This window comes from Marinobacter sediminicola (genome assembly GCF_031157525.1).
GTDB classification, from domain to species: domain Bacteria; phylum Pseudomonadota; class Gammaproteobacteria; order Pseudomonadales; family Oleiphilaceae; genus Marinobacter; species Marinobacter sediminicola.
This window is the reverse complement of sequence record NZ_JAVIXR010000003.1, coordinates 314728-335310: the sequence shown is the minus strand read 5'-3', so window position 1 is coordinate 335310 and position 20583 is coordinate 314728. Positions and strand designations below refer to the sequence as shown.

Genomic DNA, 20583 nt, shown 5'->3' with positions numbered 1-20583 from the left:
AAACCTTGTTTCCAAGCGATTTTCCTTTGCGTATTGCAGAGTCAATTCTGGACGGTGTTCAGCGCCAGGCCGGGAAGCTTCTTCAAATCCAGATCGTAAAAAATGAAAGATGAGAAATTTTTAACCAGAGTGGGGCGTGAGTTTGCGGAACTTTTTCGTAAACCAACTCTGGTGTTTTGGAATTCAGTTGCAGTTTTTCTGATGGTTATCATATTGCCACAAGGGATTATTGCTACCCTGGAAAAGCTCGGCTGGTCGATTGATCGAAAGACCGCGCTGATTCTATTAATGGTCGTAGCATCTCTTTTTGCTTGGCGATTAACCAGGCTTCTGGATAATCAATTCAGAAGAATTAAGAGCCAATTGGTGTCCTCAGGCTATTTTGTTGATGCTCAGAGGCCAAGTACCAGGTTTTTCAATAGTCTCTCTTTGCTATTTTGGGATACCAATGAATATTGGATAGTGCCATCTGATCAGGACAGCCCTTTAATCATGATTCGAGATGATTCAGAAGTGGTGCTTGGGTTTTATAACCTGGATTGTCCGAATTTGTTGGTTGTACGAAAAAGTGTTCCGGATTCTATTGAGGAAGACGAGTGGGCTGATTTATCAAGTTTGGAAAGAGCTCTGCTGTTCTACAAGTTTTTTCCCAAAGATGCTGAAGAAAGTATGAAGGAATTTTTCTGCTCAATTGCCGACGTTGTGTTTTTTTATAAGTTGGAGATTCGGGACGGCACTTTAAATATTGTTTTTGAACTGAGTAGCAATTTTGATATGCCAGAGCATGCAGAATACTTTTACGATCTGGTGACACAAGTTGGTTCTCGTGTATTTGAATTCAGGGCTCGCACAGTGATGAACCTGAATTCATCATAATTACATTAGTTGGTGCGCGGTACCAAAAAGGAAAACCTCATTATTAGAATCAACTCCAGATCTTCGATTACGACCTGGACTAAAACAAGGAGTTACTGTGCACGGCGTACTCAGGATAGCAGCGTTCTTTTGCCTATTCACATCGTTTGGTCTTCAGGCGGGAATCTACAAGTGGGTCGACGATGATGGCCGTACGCACTTCAGTGATAAGCCGCCTTCCAACCAACAGAAAAGAAATGCAGAAGTATTGAAAAAGCCAGAAAAGGCTTCTGATCCGGGTATCCAGGCACAAAGCGAGTATCGTCAGCCTGCAGCAAGCGACGCCCTTCGGGTAAGAAAGCTCTTCGAGAATGAGGAGTTTGGCGAATTGAACAGCGTGTTGGCTGACCGCTTGCAAGCGGTCAAGAAGGATATCATTAACGAGTTACATCTCCGTGATGCCTACCAGATATTCCAGCAGGATGTTCCGGCTTGGGAGGCACTATTTGACCGCTGGATCTCTCAGTATCCCCAGCAATATCAAGGGTACCTCGCACGCGCGACCTATCTGGTACATCGCGGCTGGGAAGCCCGCGGCGGCGCGTATATTGCTGAAACTCCAAAGGAAAACATCGACCGGATGGTGGCTTTCATGGACCGGGCAGAGAGTGATGTGAGCCGCGCTTTGCTCCTCGAAGATGGTGCACTGTGGGCATACTGCCTGCGTATCAATATCGCCAAATCCGGTGGACACTATCCGGACGCCCTCCGCACATTGGAACAGGCGATAAAACGCTACCCAGAGAACTATTTGGCCAGGAAGTACTACATTGAAACCCTGGACCCAAAATGGGGAGGGTCGCCATTGTCCATGATCAGCTTTGCAAATAATGCACAACATCATGTGGATACCAACCCAAGGCTTCGCCGGCTGGTTTCTTACGCCTACTACGAAGCCGGGCGAATGGCATACATCAACAAAGAGTATTCGGAAGCTAGTGGGTTTCTCTCCATAGCGATTGATAAAGGCGGGCGCCCGAGAAGTTACTTCGTGAGGGGTAAAAGTTACGCACGGCAGGGCGAGCATGAGAAAGCCTTGGCGGACTTTAATGTGGCAATCAATCAGGACAAGGAGGACGGAGACTACTATTACTGGCGTGCCAAGTCCTTTGCGGCGGTCAAACGTTATGATGAATCACTCATGGACATCCAGCGAGCCTATGCCCTCAAACCTGATGACAAGTGGATTAACAAGTTCCGTTTAAAGTTAATGGCTTATGCTACCACCCCGAACATACCGTCCGCAGACGGGGCTGCCAAGGCATCCGGATCTGCAGAGGCTCTGTTCAGACAGGCGAAGGAGTTGATTGAGGGTCATCAACCAGAACGGGCAAAGGTAATTCTGGATCGCGCGATCGAAATGAGTCCCGGTGAGTTTCGCTACTACCAGTTGGCTGATCACGCCCTGTTCGTGCAGGGGAAAACCCGTGACATTCTGGATTACTGGCAAGCCTATCTCTTGATAAAGCCGAATGATCCTCGGGCCTATCTGGAGCGCTCTGGCACTTATTACCACCTGCAGGATTTTGACGCAGCTAAAGTCGATGCGAAGAGGGCCATGGATCTTGGAAGTACGGAAGCCAGAAAGATTTACCAGCGGCTACAGCAGTTGACTGAAAGCTAATTTAAACTCTCGCAGCCGCTTTTTTTACCTGCCTGTGACCGAGCGTAATGCGCCGGATTCTCCATAGTGGCAGGAACTAAGAATGGTGATAAGGCATGTCTGAGCTGATAGTGGGTCCAGGCCATGAGCGTCCTGCCGCCGCCGATCTTGAAAACCCCCTGTACTACCTGCAAAACATGGAAACGGTTGTCGCCTGGGTGGCAAACCATCACTCGGATTTGCTGCTGGAGCCGGAACGAGGCTGTTTGCGCGATTTTTTTGAGTTGCCTCGCGCTGCCCGTGCCTTGCTGACTCGCATGGTGATGCGCACAGGGGACTTGTTTCGCGCTGATAAGCTGAATTACCCGGAGTTGGGGTGCCCGGAAGCGGAGGCGCTTGATGAGTTGATTGCCGGTGGTTGGCTGGATGCCGATCCCCTGCTGGCTCTGGATGATATTTTCCGTCTATTTACTTTGGTTGAACTGCGCACGGCTTTTGCACCAATGCTGGAGCAAGTCGGGCTTGCCAAAAATCTCCCCAAAGCCCGAATGAAGGAAACCCTGCAGGGAGCCTTTGCCGATGCTCGCTCACTGGCAGACTGGTTTAATGACACGGCTTCGCCGGTGGTGCGGGTGAGCCACATGTCTTTGTTCGATCGCATTCGCCTGATGTTCTTCGGAAATCTGCGCCAAAGCTGGTCGGATTTTGTGTTGGTGGAGCTAGGCCATCACCGCTATGAACGGGTTGAGTTTACCCCTGAAGCGCGGGCGTTCACTCATCGTAGCGAGGTGGATACTTACCTGGCCATGCACCACTGCCGGGAGAGCCTGGATGCTGGCGTGCCCGCCGCTGAGGTTTGGGCTGATCTTCCGGCGGCTACGGACAACCCCTGGCTGACCAGCCGCCGTGATCGCTTGTTGCTTGAGTTGGGGCGGCAGGCGGAACGACAGGGTGACCGGGAACTGGCATTGCAGGCACTGGCTGCCAGCAGGCACCGAGAGGCCAGATTAAAACAGCTGCGGCTGCTGGAGCGAATGAAACGCTTCGAGGAAGCTTGGAATATTGCGGCACACTGGCAAAACCAGGAGCTAAGCGATGCCGAAGCTCAGGGGTTGGCCCGCATTGTTAAGCGGCTGGCTAAAAAGGTGGGCGAGCCAGTTCCGCCTGCGCTGGTGAATCCTGAAATCCGCGAGTTCACGCTAACCATGGCGCAGTCCGCCAACTCGGTGGAAGAAGTGGTTCGAGATCGGCTTTCCACGCCGGAAGCGCCAGTGTTCTATGTGGAAAACACCCTGATCAACGGCCTGTTCGGCTTGCTGTGCTGGCATACGATATTCAAAGCCATTCCCGGTGCCTTCTTTCACCCCTTCCATACCGGCCCCGCAGACTTGGTGCGGGAAGATTTTGTGAGTCGCCGGCAAGAATCGTTCGATGAGTGTTTTGCTGCACTGAAGAATGGCAGCTATCGCCAGAAAATTCTGGATACCTACGCAGCCAAGCAGGGCATCACCAATCCTTTTGTTGTTTGGCCGGCTCTGGATGAAGAATTGCTGAACCTGGCACTGGATAGAATTCCCGCCGCAGACTTGCAGCTTATGTTTGAACGGATCTTATTGAATATACGCGAACATCGAAGTGGTTTCCCTGATCTTATCAAGTTTTCGGCGCAAATCGACGAAGATAGGGCCCGTTATGAAATGATCGAAGTAAAAGGCCCGGGCGACCGACTGCAGGATCATCAAATCCGCTGGCTACACTTCTTTGCCCGCAAGGGCATTGCCGCCAGCGTGTGTTACCTACGCTGGCAAGACAGCGAGGCAACAACATGAGGGTGGCGGTTCGAACCCTTTGCGAATTTGCTGCGAGAGAAGGTGATCTGGACTTCCGTTACACCCCGGCACCCAGTGCAGAAGAGGGCGTTCTTGGCCATCAAGCCATTCAGGGTAAACGCGGTTACGGCTACAAAAGCGAGTATTCACTTACCGGTGAATGCTTGGGGCTAGAGCTGTATGGCCGGGCCGATGTGTATAACCCCCACTCTGGCTTGCTGGAGGAAATCAAAACTCACCGTGGAGACTTGTCCCGAATACGACCCCATCAACGGGCGTTGCATCGAGCCCAGCTAAGAGCCTACGGCGCCCTTCTCTGCAAACAGGAAAACCGCAAAACCCTGAAGCTGTCGCTGGTGTACTTCAATATTGGCAACAACCGGGAAACACCGGTGACTGAAACCGCCACCGCCAAGGAGTTGTGGCAGGAGCTGGAAACCCTGTGCGGGCGTTACCGGTTATGGGCAGAGCAGGAAGCCCACCACCGGGAGCAGCGGGATATTCGCCTTGCCGACCTGCGCTTCCCGTTCAAACATTTTCGTCCTCGCCAGCGACAGCTTGCTGAAACCGTCTACAAAAACGCCGTGAAAGGCGAAACCCTGCTGCTCGAAGCACCCACAGGCTTGGGTAAAACCCTGGGCACCCTGTTCCCCGCACTGATGGCCATGCCCACAGCCAAGCACGACCGACTGGCTTACCTCACCTGCCGAAATACCGCCCGGCAGCTGGCGGTGGACGCAGTGGAGCGTTTGCGCGCGGCACAGGAAGAACCGCACATCTGGCCCTTGCGTACGTTGGAACTGGTGGCCAAGTCAGATGCGTGTGAGCACCCGGATAAAGCCTGCCATGGCGATTCCTGTCCACTGGCCAAAGGCTTCTTTGATCGTTTGCCAGATGCCCGTGCCGAAGCTGCTCAGGCGGGCACAACGCTCACTCAGGAGGTGTTGGTGAAGATTGCAGCTGGCCACGATATTTGTCCCTATTTTCTGGCTCAGGAAATGGCCCGCTGGTGCGATGTCATTATTGGCGATGTAAACCGGATGTTTGATCAGTCTGCCCTGCTCCACGGCCTCACCCGGCAGAACAATTGGAAAACCGCAGTGCTTGTGGATGAAGCCCACAATCTGGTGGATCGCGGGCGAGGCATGTATTCGGTGCAGCTGGACCAGCAACGGCTGCTGAGAATCCGAAAAACCGCACCCAAGGTCCTGAAGCCGCACCTGGATCGCACCGCCCGAGCTTGGCAGGGTGTTATCCGTGATCATTCAGAGAAAGGTAACACGCCGGTATTTCTCGATGAGCTTCCCGCTGCGCTTACTGGCAGCCTGCAGGGGTTGGTCTCCGGGTTGTCAGATTACCTGGCCGATAACCCGCCGGACTTGGCGTTGCAGGAAGTATTGTTCGAGTCCGTCGCCTTCATGAAGTTGGCGAACTCCTTTGGAGATCATTCCCTGTGCGAATTTCGCCGTGAAGGCCGAGGCAGGGCAAGCGTTGCCATTCAGAATCTGGTGCCGGCGGACTTCCTGCGGGATCGCTTTCAGGCTGCCGCCTCAGTATTGCTGTTCTCTGCCACCCTCAGCCCCGGCGTGTATTACAGGGACTTGCTGGGTTTACCGGAGAATAGCCGTTTTATCTCGCTGCCAAGCCCCTTCAGTGCCGATCAGTTGCAGGTGCAGTTCACCCCAAAGATCAGCACTCGACAGGCTCACCGCGAGGCATCGGTGGAGCCCATTTCAGAACTGATCGCGAAGCAATTTCGGGATCGCCCGGGGCACTACTTGGCGTTTTTCAGCAGCTTTAAATATCTGAATGAAGTGAGCAACGCACTGAGTTACTTCGCGCCGGATGTGCCCCAGCGTTCGCAGCATTCGGGAATGAGCCCGCAGCAGCGACAAGAGTTTCTGGCAGGGTTCCGGGAAGAATCCGGTAGCGTGGCGTTTGCCGTTCTGGGAGGCGTGTTCAGCGAAGGTATCGATTTGCCGGGCGAGCAGTTGATTGGCGCGTTTGTGGCTACCCTGGGCCTGCCGCCGTTTGATGCCTGGCATGAGATTCTCAAACACCGCTTGCACAAGCGCTTTGGTGCCGGCTATGACTATACCTACATGATTCCGGGTTTACAGAAAGTGGCTCAGGCCGCTGGCCGGGTGATTCGCACGCCGGACGATCGTGGGGTGATCTGGCTGATTGACGACCGCTTTATGCAGCCGCAGATTCGAGGGTTGTTACCGGAGTGGTGGTTCAAGACTGAGACAACTCAATAACGCTATCCCAGTCTTGAGGCTGAGCAGATTAGCCGAACTGGAAAAACGCCAGCTTGTTGCCGTCAGGATCTTTCACATAGGCACCATAAAACTGGTTTGGAATACGCTGTCCGGGCTCGCCGTCACAGGTTGCACCCAGTTCAATGGCCTTCTTGTAGTAGGTATCAACCGCTTCTTTCGAGCCTGGCTGCAAGGCCAGCATATTGCCGTTACCCGGGTGGTTTGGGGAACCGTCGAAGGGCGTGCAAACCGCCAGCATAGGGGATTTCATGCTTTCGCCAATAAACGCAATTCGGCCCATATCTAGCAGAAGCTTCGCGCCCATATCGGCCAGAAGCTCTGTGTAGAATTTCTTGGCTTTTTCCATATCGCTGACACCAATGGTGACGTATCCAATCATGCTCTATTCTCCCGTGTCGCGCCGTCGATCTGCGCGGTTGGCGTTATTTCGTTAGCCTGTCGTCCCACCGGAACTGCTCTGCCCAGCGCAGGGCGTCCGGAAGTGGCAGAGGCTTGCTGTAGAAAAAGCCCTGGCCCAGATCGCAACCAAGCTCAATCAGTTTTCGTTCAACGTCGGCACTCTCAATACCTTCAGCAACCAGCCGCCTATTGAAACTTTTCGACAGGCTGACAATAGCACTGACAATCATACTGTCGTCCGGGTCGTTCAGCATATCCATTACGAACGACCGGTCAATTTTGATCTCTTGGGCAGGTAGCCGCCGAAAATAATCCAGAGATGAATACCCGGTTCCGAAGTCATCCAGAGCGACATCCACACCCAGATCACGGCTGGCTTTCAGGTTCTTGAGAGCGGTTTCAGTGTCGTCCATCGCCGTGGTTTCAAGAATTTCCAGAATCAGACGGCCGCGCAGCGCACTCGGTAAATCTTCCAGCGCACTCGACAAATCGTCCTTGAACTCTTCGCTCAAGAAGTGGCAGGGGCTGAGGTTGACGCTCAGAGTGTAGGGAAGATCTTGCTGGGCAAAAGCCATAAGCTGCTTTACGGCCTCGCGGATCACAAAATTGCCCAATGTGCGCGCATACTCAGTGTATTCAATATGCTCCAGGAAATGCGCCGGGCCCAGAACGCCTTCCTCTGGGTGGTTCCATCGGATGAGGGCTTCAAAGCCGTTCACACAATGGTTGTGGAAACAGATCTTGGGTTGGTAGTACAGCTCTAGCTGCTGGTGGCGCAAAGCCGTATCGATTTGCTCCAACACCCGAACCCGCTCTTTACGGGAAGAATGCGAGCGGAGATCGAATATCTTGAAGTTGTTCTTGCCGCTTTCCTTGGCAGCGTACATAGCCTGATCTGCATGGCGAAGGAGCAGGTCAGAATCGACGTTATCGTCCGGGTACACCGTAACACCCATGCTGCCGGAAACCTGCAGTACATTATGCCGAAAATTGATGGGCTGTCGGATGGCATCCAGAAGGCGTGCGTAAACCCGCTCATCGCCCACATCCCGCAGGATAGCCACAAACTCGTCACCGCCCAGGCGAGCCACAATGTCGTGGCTGCGCACCGTTGCCTTGAGTTTTTCGGCCACGGATTTCAGAACTGCATCCCCTACCGCGTGGCCGTGTTCATCGTTAATGCTCTTGAAGCCGTCCAGATCAATAAAGCACACAGACACCTGGCCATTTCTCTGGCCAGCTTCATAGAGTTCCTGCTCAAATAATTCAGTGAGCCGGTGGCGATTGGGCAAGCCGGTCAGCGCGTCGTAATTCGCTGCCAGTTCAAGATCTCTTTTATGGCTGCCTTTTTCCTCGTACAGACGTTTGCGTTCGATCAGATTGGCAAGGGTTTGCGAGAGCGGTGCCAGTTCGTCTGCAAGCTTCTGAGAGTAACCTTCGGCCCTGTTCGCCAGGCCAATCATGCCCAGATGGGTGTCACCGGAAAACACCGGGATACCTATGTAGGTATTGATAGTTGGGTGTCCTGGAGGCAAACCACCGCGCCTGGAATCCTGGGACAGATTGTTGGAGATGATGGTCTCACCGGACACCATAGGTAGACCCAGAATATTGTCCAGGCGATCAAAAACCATGCCCCGGCGTTCCACGTCCTGATACAGGGCCTGGGTTTCCGGGCTCCATGCGATGTTGGTAATAGCGCCGACCTTGAGAAACGGTGCGCCGTTGCTCTTATGCAGAACTTCGCCGATAAGCCCGAATTGGCTGCCCGTCAGGGCAAGTAGGTCACTGAGCATTTGGCTGAATGCTGAGCGTTCGTTGTCGCTTGTGAGGAATACATTCTGGGCATGATGAATGGCCCGGTTGAGTTGGGAGACAGGTACATACTCGCTTTTATCCGACTCAATGTATGAGCGCTCCAGCTCCTTCTCCACCATGGTCGCCAGAGTGCGGAGAACATCCAGGTCTTTCTCGGTGAACTGTCGGGGCCTGTCGTCGATGATGCACAAGGTGCCGACTTTGAAGCCGCCGGGCTCGCGCACCGGCATGCCTGCATAGAAGCGGATGTGCGGTCTATCCACCACAAAAGGATTGTTGCGAAACCGCGGGTCCAGGGAGGCGTTTTCCACGACAAAAATACGATCCTGCCGTATGGCATGATCGCAAAATGCTACCGAGCGCGGTGTTTCAGTAACTTCGAGCCCCTGGTGTGATTTGAACCACTGGCGGTCGTGATCCAGCACGGTGAACAAGGCGGTTTTGACCCGATAATGCTGGCGGGCAATTCGGGTAAGGCGCTCAAACCGCTCCTCTGGTGGAGTGTCGAGAATCCCCAGCCTGATTACCGCTGAGAGTCGTCTTTTTTCATTTTCCGTCACGTTCATTCGGGGTCCTTGGAGAAGCCAGCGAATGAAATGTTAACAGATAGATATTTGATACTTTGTGACATTTGGTGACACCGGTCCAGCCAGAAGGTTGCTCCACATACGGTCACGCTGGGTGAAACCCGCAATCAATAGGGTTAGCAATGTCCCCAGCGCGCCGGCAGCATTAACATCAGGGATAAGCCAGTAACCGCTCGGTTGGCCGAAGTGAAGTTAGTGGCTGGAGAACTGCTACACTTGGTTTTTGGCTCCGAAGGAAGTTTTTACATGATCAGCCGACCCAGCCTGCGCATTCCGGGCTTCGTACTTCTTATGTCTGTTTTTATGATAATCAGCGGCTGTGCACTGCCACCCATGCCAGATAGGACCGGAAGCCAATCGATGCCTATCGAAGTTACGAAAGACACACAGCTGGGGCGCGCCATCGCGCCTCTGGCAAACGCCCATCCCGGGGAAAGTGGTGTTCTGCTGTTGCCAGACGCCCACGATGCTTTTGCTGCGCGGGCCGTATTGGCCAAAGGGGCCGAAGCCTCCCTGGATGTGCAGTACTACATCTGGCAGTACGACATTACGGGCACCCTTCTACTCGATGCGCTTTACAAGGCGGCTGAGCGCGGTGTGCGCGTTCGACTACTGCTGGACGACAATGGCATCTCGGGGCTTGATGATGCTCTGGCAGCGCTCAACACCCACCCGAATTTCGAGGTGCGGCTGTTTAACCCCTTTGTTGTGCGCAGCCCCAAGTGGATTGGTTACATCACCAGCTTTCAGCGGCTGAATCACCGCATGCACAATAAATCCTTCACCGCCGACAATCAGGCGGCCGTTATTGGCGGGCGCAACGTGGCCGATGAGTATTTCGGAGCTGGGCAGGGCGCACTGTTTGCCGACCTTGATGTTTTGGCTATCGGGCCGGTGGTGCAGAATCTTTCGACGGATTTTGACCGCTATTGGTCAAGCGCTTCGGCCTACCCCGCCTCCACTATTCTTGGCAAACCCGACGAAAAGGATCTTGCGCGGATAGTAGAAACGGCCAAAGCCTGCAGCACCTCCACGGAAGCCGGCGAGTACGTATGTGCAATAAAGGAATCGGTGTTTTTGCAAAAGCTTCTGGACCGTGATCTGGATTTCACCTGGGCGCCGGTCACCATGGTTAGCGATGACCCCGCCAAGGTACTGGGGAAAAAGCCTAAAAAAGGTTTGCTGGCTCAACAAATGGCCGCGGCCATGGGCAATCCTCAGCGTTCTTTGACGCTGGTTTCTCCATACTTCATACCCACCAAAACCGGTGTGGAAATGTTCCGCGATCTGGAACGAAAAGGCGTCAGGGTGCGCGTGCTCACCAACTCACTGGAAGCCAACGACGTGGCCATGGTTCATGCCGGCTACGCCAAATACCGCAAGCCGCTTCTGGAAGCCGGCGTACAGTTGTTCGAACTGCGCAAGCTGTCTGCCAATACCGTTGAAAAAGACCTGCAAAGCAGCCTGATGGGCAGCTCCTCGTCCAGCCTGCATGCAAAAACCTTCGCCATCGACGGCGAAAGCCTGTTTGTAGGATCGTTCAACTTTGATCCGCGATCCGTACACATCAACACCGAGCTGGGCTTTGTAATTGAAAGTCCGGAGCTGACTCAGACAATGGAAGACCATTTCGAGGAGCAGGTTCGGGTAACGGCGTATGAAGTGGTACTGGATGAGGACGGCGATTTGCAGTGGATTGAGCGTAATGGCGAGGAAGAGATCCGGCACAGCCACGATCCGGGCACCGGGCTGATCAAGCGGATGCTGGTTTCTGTTTTCTCGTTTTTGCCGGTTGAGGGGTTGTTGTAGGGGCAGCACTCTCCGCTTGAAACAGCTAAACCGAAAATCCGGGACCACGCTTTGGTAAGGTGATAACCCGCCGACGCTTTCAGGAGATTTTTTGATGAAGTGTGTTCTGGTTTTCACAACTGCATTGTGTTTACTCAGCGCCTGCACCGGAGTGCCCCAGGATATTGAACCGGTTACCGGTTTCGACCAGCAGCGCTACCTGGGCACCTGGTACGAAATCGCCCGGCTGGATCATTCCTTTGAGGAAGGGCTCAGCAGGGTGACCGCCAACTACAGCCTGAACGACGACGGCAGCATCAAGGTCATCAACCGGGGCTACAACGCCGAAGAAGGCCAGTGGCAGGAAGCTGACGGCCGGGCGGTGTTCGTGGGCGACAGCGACGTGGGCCACCTTAAAGTCTCGTTTTTCGGGCCTTTCTATGCGTCGTATGTGGTGTTTGAGCTGGATAACCAATACTCCACCGCCTACATTACCGGCTACAACCGGGATTACCTGTGGCTGATGTCGCGCACGCCGGAGGTGAGTGAGGAGGCGTTGGCGGCGTTCAAAGCTCGGGCCGTGGCGGAGGGCTTTGATTTAACCGAGTTGATTCTGGTGGCGCAGTAGCCCCGCTACACAATATCGAGTGGAGTCTTGCGGGTAGGTGGGGGGAAGGCCTTATCCAACCGCGCCAGAGCCTCGTCCGACAGGTTCAGCGCCAGGGCCGCAGCGTTCTGCTCAACGTGCTCGGGAGTGGCGGCCTTTGGGATGGCGATCACATCCCGCTTCCACTAACTGCTGGTCGATCAGGATGCGGGTGAGTTCCTCGCTCAGAACCAGAGTATCGGTGGCGGAGCTTTTCGATGTCGCTATGGAGTTGGCTTGCTGAGTAGGTTTTTGGTGAGGGCGATACTAAAAGAAAAACTAATGTGGCAGCGGAAGTTATGCCTAACAAGGAAGAAAAAGACTTACTAAAACGGAGAAAATGGTCGGCGTGGCAGGATTCGAACCTGCGACCCCTTCGTCCCGAACGAAGTGCGCTACCAAGCTGCGCCACACGCCGATTAACCGCCGGTATTATACGGATTCAATTGGCTAATTCTAGCCCCGAGCCCGATAACAAGGCATCCGCAAATGCACTGAGATCGTCGTATATCGCAACGCTTGCCCCGGGAATTGCGTGGGCTTTCAGGCTGCGTTTTGTGTCTTTTCCATTGCCGGTTCGCACCAGCACAGGCTGGCAGTTTTCGGCGACGCCCGCTTCCAGATCCTTGCGGCTGTCCCCTACCATAATGGCGCCCTCCAGGGTGTCCAACTGCAGGTGATCACGGATCTGTTCCAGTAAGCCGGTGAGTGGCTTGCGGCAAGTGCAATCATCATCAGGATGGTGCGGGCAGTAGGCGATGAACTCGACTTGGCCGCCCTCGGCTGCCAGTAACCGCGTCATCTTTTCGTGCATGCCATCCAGAATATCGGTGCCGTAGAAGCCCCGGGCTATGCCCGATTGGTTGGTGGCTATGGCGATGCGATGGCCGGCTTTGTATAGCCGTGCCATCGCCTCAATACTGCCGGGAATCGGGTGCCAGTCTTCTACTGTGCAAATGTAGCTGCCATCGTATTCGTTGATGACCCCATCCCGGTCGAGTATGACTAGCATGGGGGTCAGCCAGCAGCTGGGAGCAGTGAGATATCGGCAACCCGTAAAAACAGGTTGTGCAGGCGGTTCAGCAGCGCCAGGCGGTTGTCCCGTACAGCTTCGTCGTCTGCCATTACCATCACTTCACTGAAGAAATCGTCCACCGGATCATGCAAGCTTGCCAGTGATTGCAGCGCACTGGCGTAGTCGCCCTGCTCAAACAGTGGCAGTACCTTCTCGGCCTGCTGGTTTAACTGCTCTGCCAAGGTTTTCTCGGCGGCATCTTGCAGCAGACTGTCGTTGACGGTTTCACCAACGCATTCGCCACCCTGTTTTGACAGAATGTTGGAAACCCGCTTGTTGGCACCGGCAAGTGCCTGGGCTTCCGGCAACTGGCGGAAAGCTTCCACGGCCTTTACCCGACGGTCGAAGTCCAGCGGGCGAGTCGGGCGGCGAGCATGAACGGCGAGGAATACTTCGGCGCTAATGCCACGCTCTTCGTAGTAGGCGCGGAACCGGTCCAGCATGTAATCAACAACGCTGGCGGCGGTGTTTTCTTCGGTCAACCCGGTGAAGTTCTCTTCTGCCCATTCACAGCAAGTCTGCAGATCCAGGGGCAGTTCCCGTTCAATGATGATGCGCAGCACCCCCAAAGAGGCGCGGCGCAGAGCGAATGGGTCGCGGGTACCGGAAGGTGGTTGGCCAATACCGAACAGCCCAACCAATGAATCCAGGCGATCAGCAATCGCAAGTGCGCAACTGGTAAGCGTGGTGGGCAGGCTATCCTTGGCGAAGCGTGGCATGTACTGCTCGTTCATCGCTTTTGCCACATCGGCCGGCTCGCCGTCGTCAGCTGCGTAGTACTGGCCCATGATGCCCTGCAGATCGCTGAACTCCAGTACCATCTCGGTCACCAGATCAGTCTTCGCGAGCATGGCGGCGCGCTCAACCAAGGCTGGGTCACTGCCAATCGCTGCAGCGATTTTACTTGCCAGTGCCGCTACCCGAACGGACTTGTCGTAGATGCTGCCAAGCTTTTCCTGGAACACGATTGGTTTGAGCCGTTCCACTCGGTCTTCCAGGCGGATCTTCCGGTCGTTTTCGTAGAAGAAAGCGGCATCGGCGAGGCGCGGACGAATCACCTTTTCATTACCTGAGACAACTTGCGAGGGGTCTTTGCTCTCAATGTTGGCTACGGTAATAAACAGGGGCAGCATGTCGCCGTTGGCGTCGACAACATGGAAGTATTTCTGGTGCTCTTCCATGGATGAAATCAGGGCTTCCGCCGGCACTTCCAGGAAGCGCTTGTCGAATCGGCCCATGAGTGGCACTGGCCATTCGTTCAAGCCGGTGACTTCATCCAGCAGGTCTTCATTGATCACTACTTTGCCACCCGCCTCGGCTTCGGCAAGGGCGCTGACGCCAGCACGGATCATTTCACGGCGCTTGGTGAAATCAGCAATCACATAGCCTTCCTGCTCAAGGACGACTTCGTAATCTGCGGGTGTTGGAATGATGATCGTTTTCGGGCAGTGGAAGCGGTGGCCCAGAGTTTTGTTGCCGGGCGTCAGTTCCATGATGGGTGTATCAATAATCTTGTTGCCGTACAGCATAACCAGCCAATGAACCGGCCGCACAAATTCGGTGCGGTGAGCGCCCCAGCGCATACGCTTGGGAATTGGCAGGGATGACAGCGACTGTTCAACCAGCCCGGACATCAAATCTACAGTGGGTTTGCCCTTCTCTACTGTGCGATAAACCAGCCAGGCACCCTTGTCGGTCTCCAGAGTATCCAGCTGGTCAGGAGTCACACCCAAAGAGGTTGCGAAACCGGTGAGTGCGCGCGTCGGGTTACCGGAATCATCGAAGGCAGCTTTAACTGCCGGGCCGCGCTTTTCAACGGGCTTGTCTGGCTGGGCATCGGCCAAATCGCGAATGCGTACAGCCATCCGGCGCGGTGTCGCAAAGGCTTCTACTTTGCCGAATTCGATGCCAGCAGCTTCCAGGCCCTGGGTGATACCCTGAGTGAATGCATCAGACAGTGGCTTGAGCGATTTTGAGGGCAGTTCTTCAACGCCCAGTTCTACCAGAAAATCCTGCTTTGCCATGATTATGCCTTTCCCTCTGCCTGTTGTGCCTGCTTCGCTTTTTTACCTTTCTTGCCGTTGGCCTTGTTGTCGGCGGCCTCGGCGATGGCCAGAACTTCCTGGCGCAAAGCTTCCGGCGCCAGCGGGAAGCCGAGCTTGCGACGGCTGTCGAAGTACGCCTGGGCCACAGCGCGGGCCAGAGTGCGCACACGCAGGATGAAGCGCTGACGCTCGGTGACCGAGATAGCGTGGCGGGCATCCAGCAGGTTGAATGTATGAGAGGCCTTCAAAACCTGCTCGTATGCAGGCAGCGCGAGGCCGGCTTCAATCAGCCGTGCACTTTCGCGCTCGTGTACATCAAAGCTCTGGAACAGGAACTCAACGTCTGCGTGTTCAAAGTTGTAAGTGGACATTTCCACTTCCTGTTGATGGAACACGTCGCCGTAGGTGACCACACCATCCGGGCCTTCTGTCCACACCAGGTCGTAAACACTGTCTACGCCCTGCAGGTACATAGCGATGCGCTCAAGACCGTAAGTGAGCTCGCCGGTAACCGGGTAGCATTCAATGCCGCCCACCTGCTGGAAGTAAGTAAACTGGGTGACTTCCATACCGTTCAACCAGATTTCCCAGCCCAGGCCCCAGGCGCCCAAGGTTGGCGATTCCCAGTTGTCTTCCACAAAGCGGATATCATGCACCAGCGGGTCAAGCCCAAGGGCTTTCATGGAATCCAGGTAGAGTTCCTGAATGTTGTCTGGAGAAGGCTTGAGCACCACCTGAAACTGGTAATAATGCTGCAGACGGTTGGGGTTCTCACCGTAACGGCCGTCTGTGGGGCGTCGGCTTGGCTGCACATACGCCGCATTCCAGGTTTCCGGCCCTATGGCCCGCAAGAAGGTAGCCGGGTGAAAGGTACCTGCGCCGACTTCCATATCCAGGGGCTGAAGTACCACGCAGCCGTGCTGCGCCCAGAAGTTCTGCAGTGCCAAAATCAAGCCCTGAAACGTCTTGATGTCTGGAGTGGTGCTGATCGCTGCTTCGTTTTTCGCCTGCTCTGTCACAACGTTTGCCTGCTGATTCGGTCTGTGTGTGGCCCGCTCACAAACAGGGCCATTCGGAAAAAGGCGCATTATACGCGCGCCAAAGCGGTATTTCTAAGTTGTCTTCATGCTGTTGATTTTGAACTAGAAGAAGGTCAGCCCTACGGCAAAGAGCTTCTCAACTTCCCTTACCCGGGATTTATCCACCAGGAACAGTATTACGTGATCATCCGGTTGCACTCGTAGATGGTCGTGGGCGATCAGCACTTCGTTGTGCCGCACAATTGCCCCAATGGTCGCACCCTTGGGCAAATCAATTTCATCCAGACGCTTGCCAACCACTTTGGAGGATCTGTGATCTCCGTGGGCAATGGCTTCGATCGCCTCGGCAGCGCCTCTGCGCAGCGAGTGAACGTTTACAACATCGCCACGGCGTACATGGGTAAGCAAGCTGCCGATGGTGGTCTGTTGGGGGGAGATCGCCACATCAATCTCGCCCCCCTGGATCAGATCCACATAGTCGGGATTGTTGATCAGGGTGAATACTTTGCGGGCGCCCAGGCGCTTGGCCAGCAAAGAGGCCATGATATTGGCTTCATCGTCGTTGGTGACTGCGATGAACACATCGGTGTTTTCGATGTTCTCTTCCAACAGAATGTCTTTGTCTGCCGCGTTACCCTCGAGAACCACCGTTTTGCGCAAGCCTTCGGAAAGCAGCACGCAGCGATCATGATCTCGCTCAAGCAGCTTTACCTGATAGCGATCTTCCAGGGTATAGGCCAGGCGCTGGCCGATGTTGCCACCGCCGCAAATAAAAATCCGTTTATAGGTCTTTACCAGCGGTTGCAGCTCGCTCATCACCGAACGAATGTGATCGGCGCCGGCGATAAAAAACACCTCATCGCCATCTTCAAGCACGGTGTCGCCCTTGGGCATAATCGCCCGGTCCTTGCGGAAAATGGCGGCAACCCGGGTCTCGATTTTCGGCATGTGGGTGCGCAGGTAAGACAGTTCCCGGCCCACTAACGGCCCGCCTTCGGTGGCGCGGATGGCGACCAGTCGAACCAGCCCTTTGGAGAATTCCAGTACCTGCAGGGCGCCGGGGTACTCAACCAAGCGAGTAATGTGCCGGGTAACAAGATGCTCCGGGCTGATCATTACGTCGATTGGGAACCCGGTTTCTCTTCCGAACAGTTTTTTGTTTGAAAGGTATGCGCTGGCTCTTACCCGGCTGATCAGTTTGGGTGTGCTGTACAGGATGGAGGCTATCTGACAGGCGACCATGTTGGTCTCGTCGCTGTTGGTCACAGCAATCAGCATGTCGGCATCTTCCGCGTTGGCCTGGCTCAGAACCGAGGGGTAAGACGCCATGCCCTGTACGGTACGAATATCAAGGCGATCCTGCAGCTCTCGAAGCCGTACAGCGTCTGTGTCGATCACGGTTATATCGTTGGCTTCGCTGGCCAGGTTCTCTGCCAGCGTACCGCCTACTTGCCCGGCACCGAGGATCAGGATCTTCATGATTCAGGTTTCTCCAGCACGGCATAGAAGAAGCCGTCATGGCTGATTGGATCGGGGAGAAGCTGTCGCCCTGCGCCCATATCGGACCCCCACTGAACCTCTGGCTCAATAAGAACGGCACTGCTCTGCTGTTTAATAAACCTCTGGATTATACGGTGATTTTCCTGGGGGAACACAGAACAGGTGGCATAGACCAATCTCCCCCCTGGTTTCAGTATCGTCCACATGGCTTCCAGAATCCCTAGCTGAATGCCCGCCAGGGGCACAATATCGGTTTCACGGCGCAGCAGCTTGATGTCCGGATGGCGGCGGATAACACCGCTGGCACTGCAGGGTACGTCGAGCAGAATGCGGTCAAAAGCTTGGCCATCCCACCACTGCTCAATATCTGCGGCATCAGCTTCTATCAGACTGGCGTACAGATCCAGCCGGTCCAGATTTTCCTGAACCCTGGGCAACCGCGCTGCGGATTCATCAATAGCGACCACTTCGGCAAGTTCCGCCTGGCTTTCGAGAATTGCGCAGGTTTTCCCGCCGGGAGCCGCACAGGCATCGAGAACCCTTTGCCCCGGTGCAAGATCCAGAAGTGTTGTGCACAACTGTGCGGCTTCGTCCTGAACACTAACGGCGCCATCGGCAAACCAGGGGAGTTGATCCACCTGCACCGGCCGGCCAAGCTGGATGCCGTGAGGTGCAAAGCGAGTGGCGTTGGCTTCAATGCCCGCTTCGTTCAGCAGAGCCAGGTACTCATCCCGGCTGAATCGCAGGGCGTTCACCCTGAGGGTCATAGGCGCCTGGGCGTTATTGGCTTCAAGGATGGCCTGCCAGTTATCGGGCCAGTTATGGCGCAGCTTTTCGACCATCCACACGGGATGACTGAAACGGCTGGCGTCATCTTGTGCCTCCGGGGCCCCTTCGCGTTCGGCGGCTCGCAAAATACCGTTCACCAGACCCGTAAGGTGGGGCTTGTCGAGGGCACGGCAAGCTTCCACTGATTCGTTCAGAACCGCATAGGAAGCTTGCTGGCTGAAGCGGAGCTGAAAAAGAGCGACCAGCATCAGGTGATGAACAATACGGTCTTGGCTTTTAATGGGCTTTTTAAGCCGGCTATTCAACTCGCTGTCGAGGCGGTGAAACCAGCGGCAGGTGCCGTAGCACAGGGCTTGAAGCGCAGGGCGTTCGTTGAGAGCAACGCGCTGCAGTGCCGGTGGCAGGCACTGGGACAAAGATTCACCGCATTCCACCGCCAGAAGAACGTCCGCTGCAACGGCGCGCAGAGGTTGGTCGTAATCGCCCATGTCAGCGCAGCTCCTGTCCGGGCAAAAGCAGTTGTTTGCCCCCGTTTATCAGGTCATTCACACTCTGGGCGCGAGATCCTGGCAGCTGCAGGCGGGTCACGCGCAAGGTGCCGGTGCCACAGGCAATATCAATGCCCTCTCGCTCGCGGCTTATCACTGTGCCGGCCGGTTTGGCGCTTTGCTCTTCAATGGCAGTAGCTTCGTGTATTCGCAGCCGTTGTTCTTCAAAATCCGTATAGGTGCCCGGCCAGGGGTTGAAGGCGCGAATCAGGCGTTCAATCGCCAGAGCACTCAGCGACCAGTCGATATGGCCTTCTTCCTTGGACAGCTTGTGGGCGTAACAGGCCAGTTCGTTATCCTGTGTCTCGCCTTGGAGGCTGCCCTTTTCCAGTAAATCCAAAGCCTCGATAATCGCTTGGCCACCCATCTCGGCAAGGCGGTCGTGAAGGCTGCCGCCAGTGTCCTCTTTCCCAATAGACGTTGCGGATTTGAGCAGCATGTCGCCGGTATCCAGGCCTTTGTCCATCTGCATGATGGTAATGCCGGTTTCTGCATCGCCTGCGGCAATGGCACGCTGTATCGGCGCCGCACCACGCCAGCGGGGCAAGAGAGAGGCGTGGATGTTGAGGCAGCCATGTGCTGGAATATCCAGCACGGCCTGGGGCAGAATCAGACCATAGGCTGCAACAATCATCACATCAGGCTTGAGGTTCGCCAGCTCTTGTTGTGCTTCCGGGGTTTTAAGGCTTTCTGGCTGAAACACGGGAATGCCATTATCCAGAGCAACCTGTTTGACCGGGCTGGGCTGCAGCTTGCGGCCGCGGCCGGCTGGGCGATCGGGCTGGGAATAAACGCCCACGAGGGTGTGGTGAGTGCTCAGCAGTGCCTTCAAAGCGGAAGCTGCAAAATCTGGGGTGCCAGCAAAAACGAGTCGCACTGTTTGGGTCTCTGTTTCGTTGAATACGAAAAGACCGGGCAGGGCCCGGTCCGATACTTTCTAAGCTTTCACACGGTTCTCACGCAGCCATCAGGCAGGTTTTACGCACTTTGCTTTTGAAGCTTTTCCAGCTTCTTGCGAATGCGGTTGCGCTTGAGGTTGCTCAGATAATCGACGAACAGCTTGCCGTTGAGGTGGTCCATCTCATGCTGAATGCAAACGGCCAGCAGGCCTCGAGCTTCGATTTCAAATGGCTTTCCGTCACGATCCAGCGCACGAATAATGCAATGCTCTATGCGGTCTACGTCTTCGTAGAAGCCGGGCACCGATAAGCAGCCTTCCTGCATGGCTTCGAGTTCGCCGTCCAGTACTTCAACCTGGGGGTTGATAAACACCATCGGTTCGCTTTTGTCCTCAGACAGATCCATCACAATGATCTGCTTGTGCACATTGACCTGTGTGGCTGCCAACCCAATGCCGGGCGCATCGTACATGGTCTCGAACATGTCGTCGATCAGCGTGCGGTCGGCGTCTGTCAGTTCATCAACCGGCTTGGCAATAGTGCGCAGTCGGGGATCGGGGTATTCAAGAATATCTAGTATCATAGTGCTCGTACTTTTGGCCTGTATGACGAATGTCAGTAATTACAACTGACATTACGAATGACTTACGGCTTTGGCTGACTTTTTAACGTTGTCTTTTGTAACTGTGTGAAAGCGATCTCTGAATTGCGACAGCGTAGAGCGCAAATTGTTCCCTTCACACTATAAGATGTGCAGCGCGTTGCCTGTGATGGGTTCATTATCCCCCATATTGTCGATTGAGTACAAACTGACCAGACA

General features: G+C 54.9%; 16 protein-coding genes and 1 tRNA gene. 6 read left to right on the top strand and 11 right to left on the bottom strand.

Features of this window, described 5'->3' with window-relative positions:
* The first annotated feature begins 102 nt into the window (after window positions 1-102).
* The 4 genes from RG807_RS06460 (at window position 103) to RG807_RS06445 (ending at window position 6608) form a co-directional block, all read left to right on the top strand.
* The gene (locus RG807_RS06460) at window positions 103-876 is read left to right on the top strand and encodes a hypothetical protein (RefSeq protein ID WP_309044158.1); all 774 of its coding nucleotides are present in this window, start codon (window positions 103-105) and stop codon (window positions 874-876) included.
* 97 nt (window positions 877-973) lie between these two features.
* Complete coding sequence (locus RG807_RS06455) at window positions 974-2539, top strand: tetratricopeptide repeat protein (RefSeq protein WP_309044157.1); 1566 nt, start codon at window positions 974-976, stop codon at window positions 2537-2539.
* Between the two features lie 95 nt (window positions 2540-2634).
* Window positions 2635-4347, top strand: coding sequence for a VRR-NUC domain-containing protein (locus tag RG807_RS06450; RefSeq protein WP_309044156.1), 1713 nt, complete (start codon window positions 2635-2637; stop codon window positions 4345-4347).
* Entirely contained in the window at window positions 4344-6608 is a 2265-nt protein-coding gene (locus RG807_RS06445; RefSeq protein ID WP_309044155.1) for an ATP-dependent DNA helicase, read from the top strand. Before RG807_RS06450 ends, RG807_RS06445 begins: the two co-directional genes overlap by 4 nt.
* 28 nt (window positions 6609-6636) lie before the next feature.
* On the opposite strand, the gene RG807_RS06440 is transcribed toward RG807_RS06445, so the two are convergent.
* Window positions 6637-7008 carry a VOC family protein gene (locus RG807_RS06440; protein WP_298451445.1) on the bottom strand — a complete coding sequence of 124 codons (372 nt, stop codon included), beginning with the start codon at window positions 7006-7008 and terminating at the stop codon, window positions 6637-6639.
* A 43-nt stretch (window positions 7009-7051) separates the two neighbouring features.
* Window positions 7052-9412 (bottom strand): sensor domain-containing phosphodiesterase, encoded by a 2361-nt coding sequence (locus RG807_RS06435; RefSeq protein WP_309044154.1) that lies wholly within the window; start codon window positions 9410-9412, stop codon window positions 7052-7054.
* Window positions 9413-9793: 381 nt separating this feature from the next.
* On the opposite strand from RG807_RS06435, the gene RG807_RS06430 reads away from it, so the two are divergent.
* Window positions 9794-11242: a phospholipase D family protein gene (locus tag RG807_RS06430; protein ID WP_309044153.1), complete on the top strand. Its 1449-nt coding sequence runs from the start codon at window positions 9794-9796 to the stop codon at window positions 11240-11242.
* Between the two features lie 94 nt (window positions 11243-11336).
* Complete coding sequence (locus tag RG807_RS06425) at window positions 11337-11849, top strand: lipocalin family protein (RefSeq protein ID WP_309044152.1); 513 nt, start codon at window positions 11337-11339, stop codon at window positions 11847-11849.
* A 5-nt stretch (window positions 11850-11854) separates the two neighbouring features.
* Here the strand turns inward: RG807_RS06425 and RG807_RS06420 are convergent, their stop codons facing one another.
* The 9 genes from RG807_RS06420 to def all read right to left on the bottom strand — a co-directional run bounded on the left by RG807_RS06420 (window position 11855) and on the right by def (window position 20346).
* Window positions 11855-12001 (bottom strand): hypothetical protein, encoded by a 147-nt coding sequence (locus RG807_RS06420; protein ID WP_435404656.1) that lies wholly within the window; start codon window positions 11999-12001, stop codon window positions 11855-11857.
* A gap of 207 nt (window positions 12002-12208) precedes the next feature.
* A tRNA-Pro gene (locus RG807_RS06415) sits at window positions 12209-12285 on the bottom strand.
* A 24-nt stretch (window positions 12286-12309) separates the two neighbouring features.
* Window positions 12310-12879, bottom strand: a complete 570-nt coding sequence (gene gmhB / locus RG807_RS06410; protein WP_309044151.1) for a D-glycero-beta-D-manno-heptose 1,7-bisphosphate 7-phosphatase — start codon at window positions 12877-12879, stop codon at window positions 12310-12312.
* Between the two features lie 5 nt (window positions 12880-12884).
* The gene (gene glyS / locus RG807_RS06405; protein ID WP_309044150.1) at window positions 12885-14966 is read right to left on the bottom strand and encodes a glycine--tRNA ligase subunit beta; all 2082 of its coding nucleotides are present in this window, start codon (window positions 14964-14966) and stop codon (window positions 12885-12887) included.
* A gap of 2 nt (window positions 14967-14968) precedes the next feature.
* Window positions 14969-15976, bottom strand: a complete 1008-nt coding sequence (gene glyQ, locus RG807_RS06400; RefSeq protein ID WP_309044233.1) for a glycine--tRNA ligase subunit alpha — start codon at window positions 15974-15976, stop codon at window positions 14969-14971.
* A 153-nt stretch (window positions 15977-16129) separates the two neighbouring features.
* On the bottom strand, window positions 16130-17506 hold the full coding sequence (trkA, locus tag RG807_RS06395; protein WP_309044149.1) for a Trk system potassium transporter TrkA: 1377 nt from the start codon (window positions 17504-17506) through the stop codon (window positions 16130-16132).
* Entirely contained in the window at window positions 17503-18804 is a 1302-nt protein-coding gene (gene rsmB / locus RG807_RS06390) for a 16S rRNA (cytosine(967)-C(5))-methyltransferase RsmB (RefSeq protein WP_309044148.1), read from the bottom strand. The genes trkA and rsmB overlap by 4 nt, the downstream gene beginning before the upstream one ends.
* 1 nt (window position 18805) lies before the next feature.
* Entirely contained in the window at window positions 18806-19741 is a 936-nt protein-coding gene (gene fmt / locus RG807_RS06385; protein WP_309044147.1) for a methionyl-tRNA formyltransferase, read from the bottom strand.
* Window positions 19742-19842: 101 nt separating this feature from the next.
* On the bottom strand, window positions 19843-20346 hold the full coding sequence (gene def / locus RG807_RS06380) for a peptide deformylase (protein WP_309044146.1): 504 nt from the start codon (window positions 20344-20346) through the stop codon (window positions 19843-19845).
* Window positions 20347-20583 lie beyond the last annotated feature (237 nt).

Bases quoted from the DNA above. Each gene is read 5' to 3' on its own strand.
- RG807_RS06460 (WP_309044158.1), top strand. From the start codon at position 103: ATGAAAGATGAGAAATTTTTAACCAGAGTGGGGCGTGAGTTTGCGGAA.
- RG807_RS06450 (WP_309044156.1), top strand. From the start codon at position 2,635: ATGTCTGAGCTGATAGTGGGTCCAGGCCATGAGCGTCCTGCCGCCGCC.
- RG807_RS06445 (WP_309044155.1), top strand. From the start codon at position 4,344: ATGAGGGTGGCGGTTCGAACCCTTTGCGAATTTGCTGCGAGAGAAGGT.
- RG807_RS06440 (WP_298451445.1), bottom strand. From the start codon at position 7,008: ATGATTGGATACGTCACCATTGGTGTCAGCGATATGGAAAAAGCCAAG.
- RG807_RS06435 (WP_309044154.1), bottom strand. From the start codon at position 9,412: ATGAACGTGACGGAAAATGAAAAAAGACGACTCTCAGCGGTAATCAGG.
- RG807_RS06430 (WP_309044153.1), top strand. From the start codon at position 9,794: ATGCCTATCGAAGTTACGAAAGACACACAGCTGGGGCGCGCCATCGCG.
- RG807_RS06425 (WP_309044152.1), top strand. From the start codon at position 11,337: ATGAAGTGTGTTCTGGTTTTCACAACTGCATTGTGTTTACTCAGCGCC.
- gmhB (WP_309044151.1), bottom strand. From the start codon at position 12,879: ATGCTAGTCATACTCGACCGGGATGGGGTCATCAACGAATACGATGGC.
- glyS (WP_309044150.1), bottom strand. From the start codon at position 14,966: ATGGCAAAGCAGGATTTTCTGGTAGAACTGGGCGTTGAAGAACTGCCC.
- trkA (WP_309044149.1), bottom strand. From the start codon at position 17,506: ATGAAGATCCTGATCCTCGGTGCCGGGCAAGTAGGCGGTACGCTGGCA.
- rsmB (WP_309044148.1), bottom strand. From the start codon at position 18,804: ATGGGCGATTACGACCAACCTCTGCGCGCCGTTGCAGCGGACGTTCTT.
- def (WP_309044146.1), bottom strand. From the start codon at position 20,346: ATGATACTAGATATTCTTGAATACCCCGATCCCCGACTGCGCACTATT.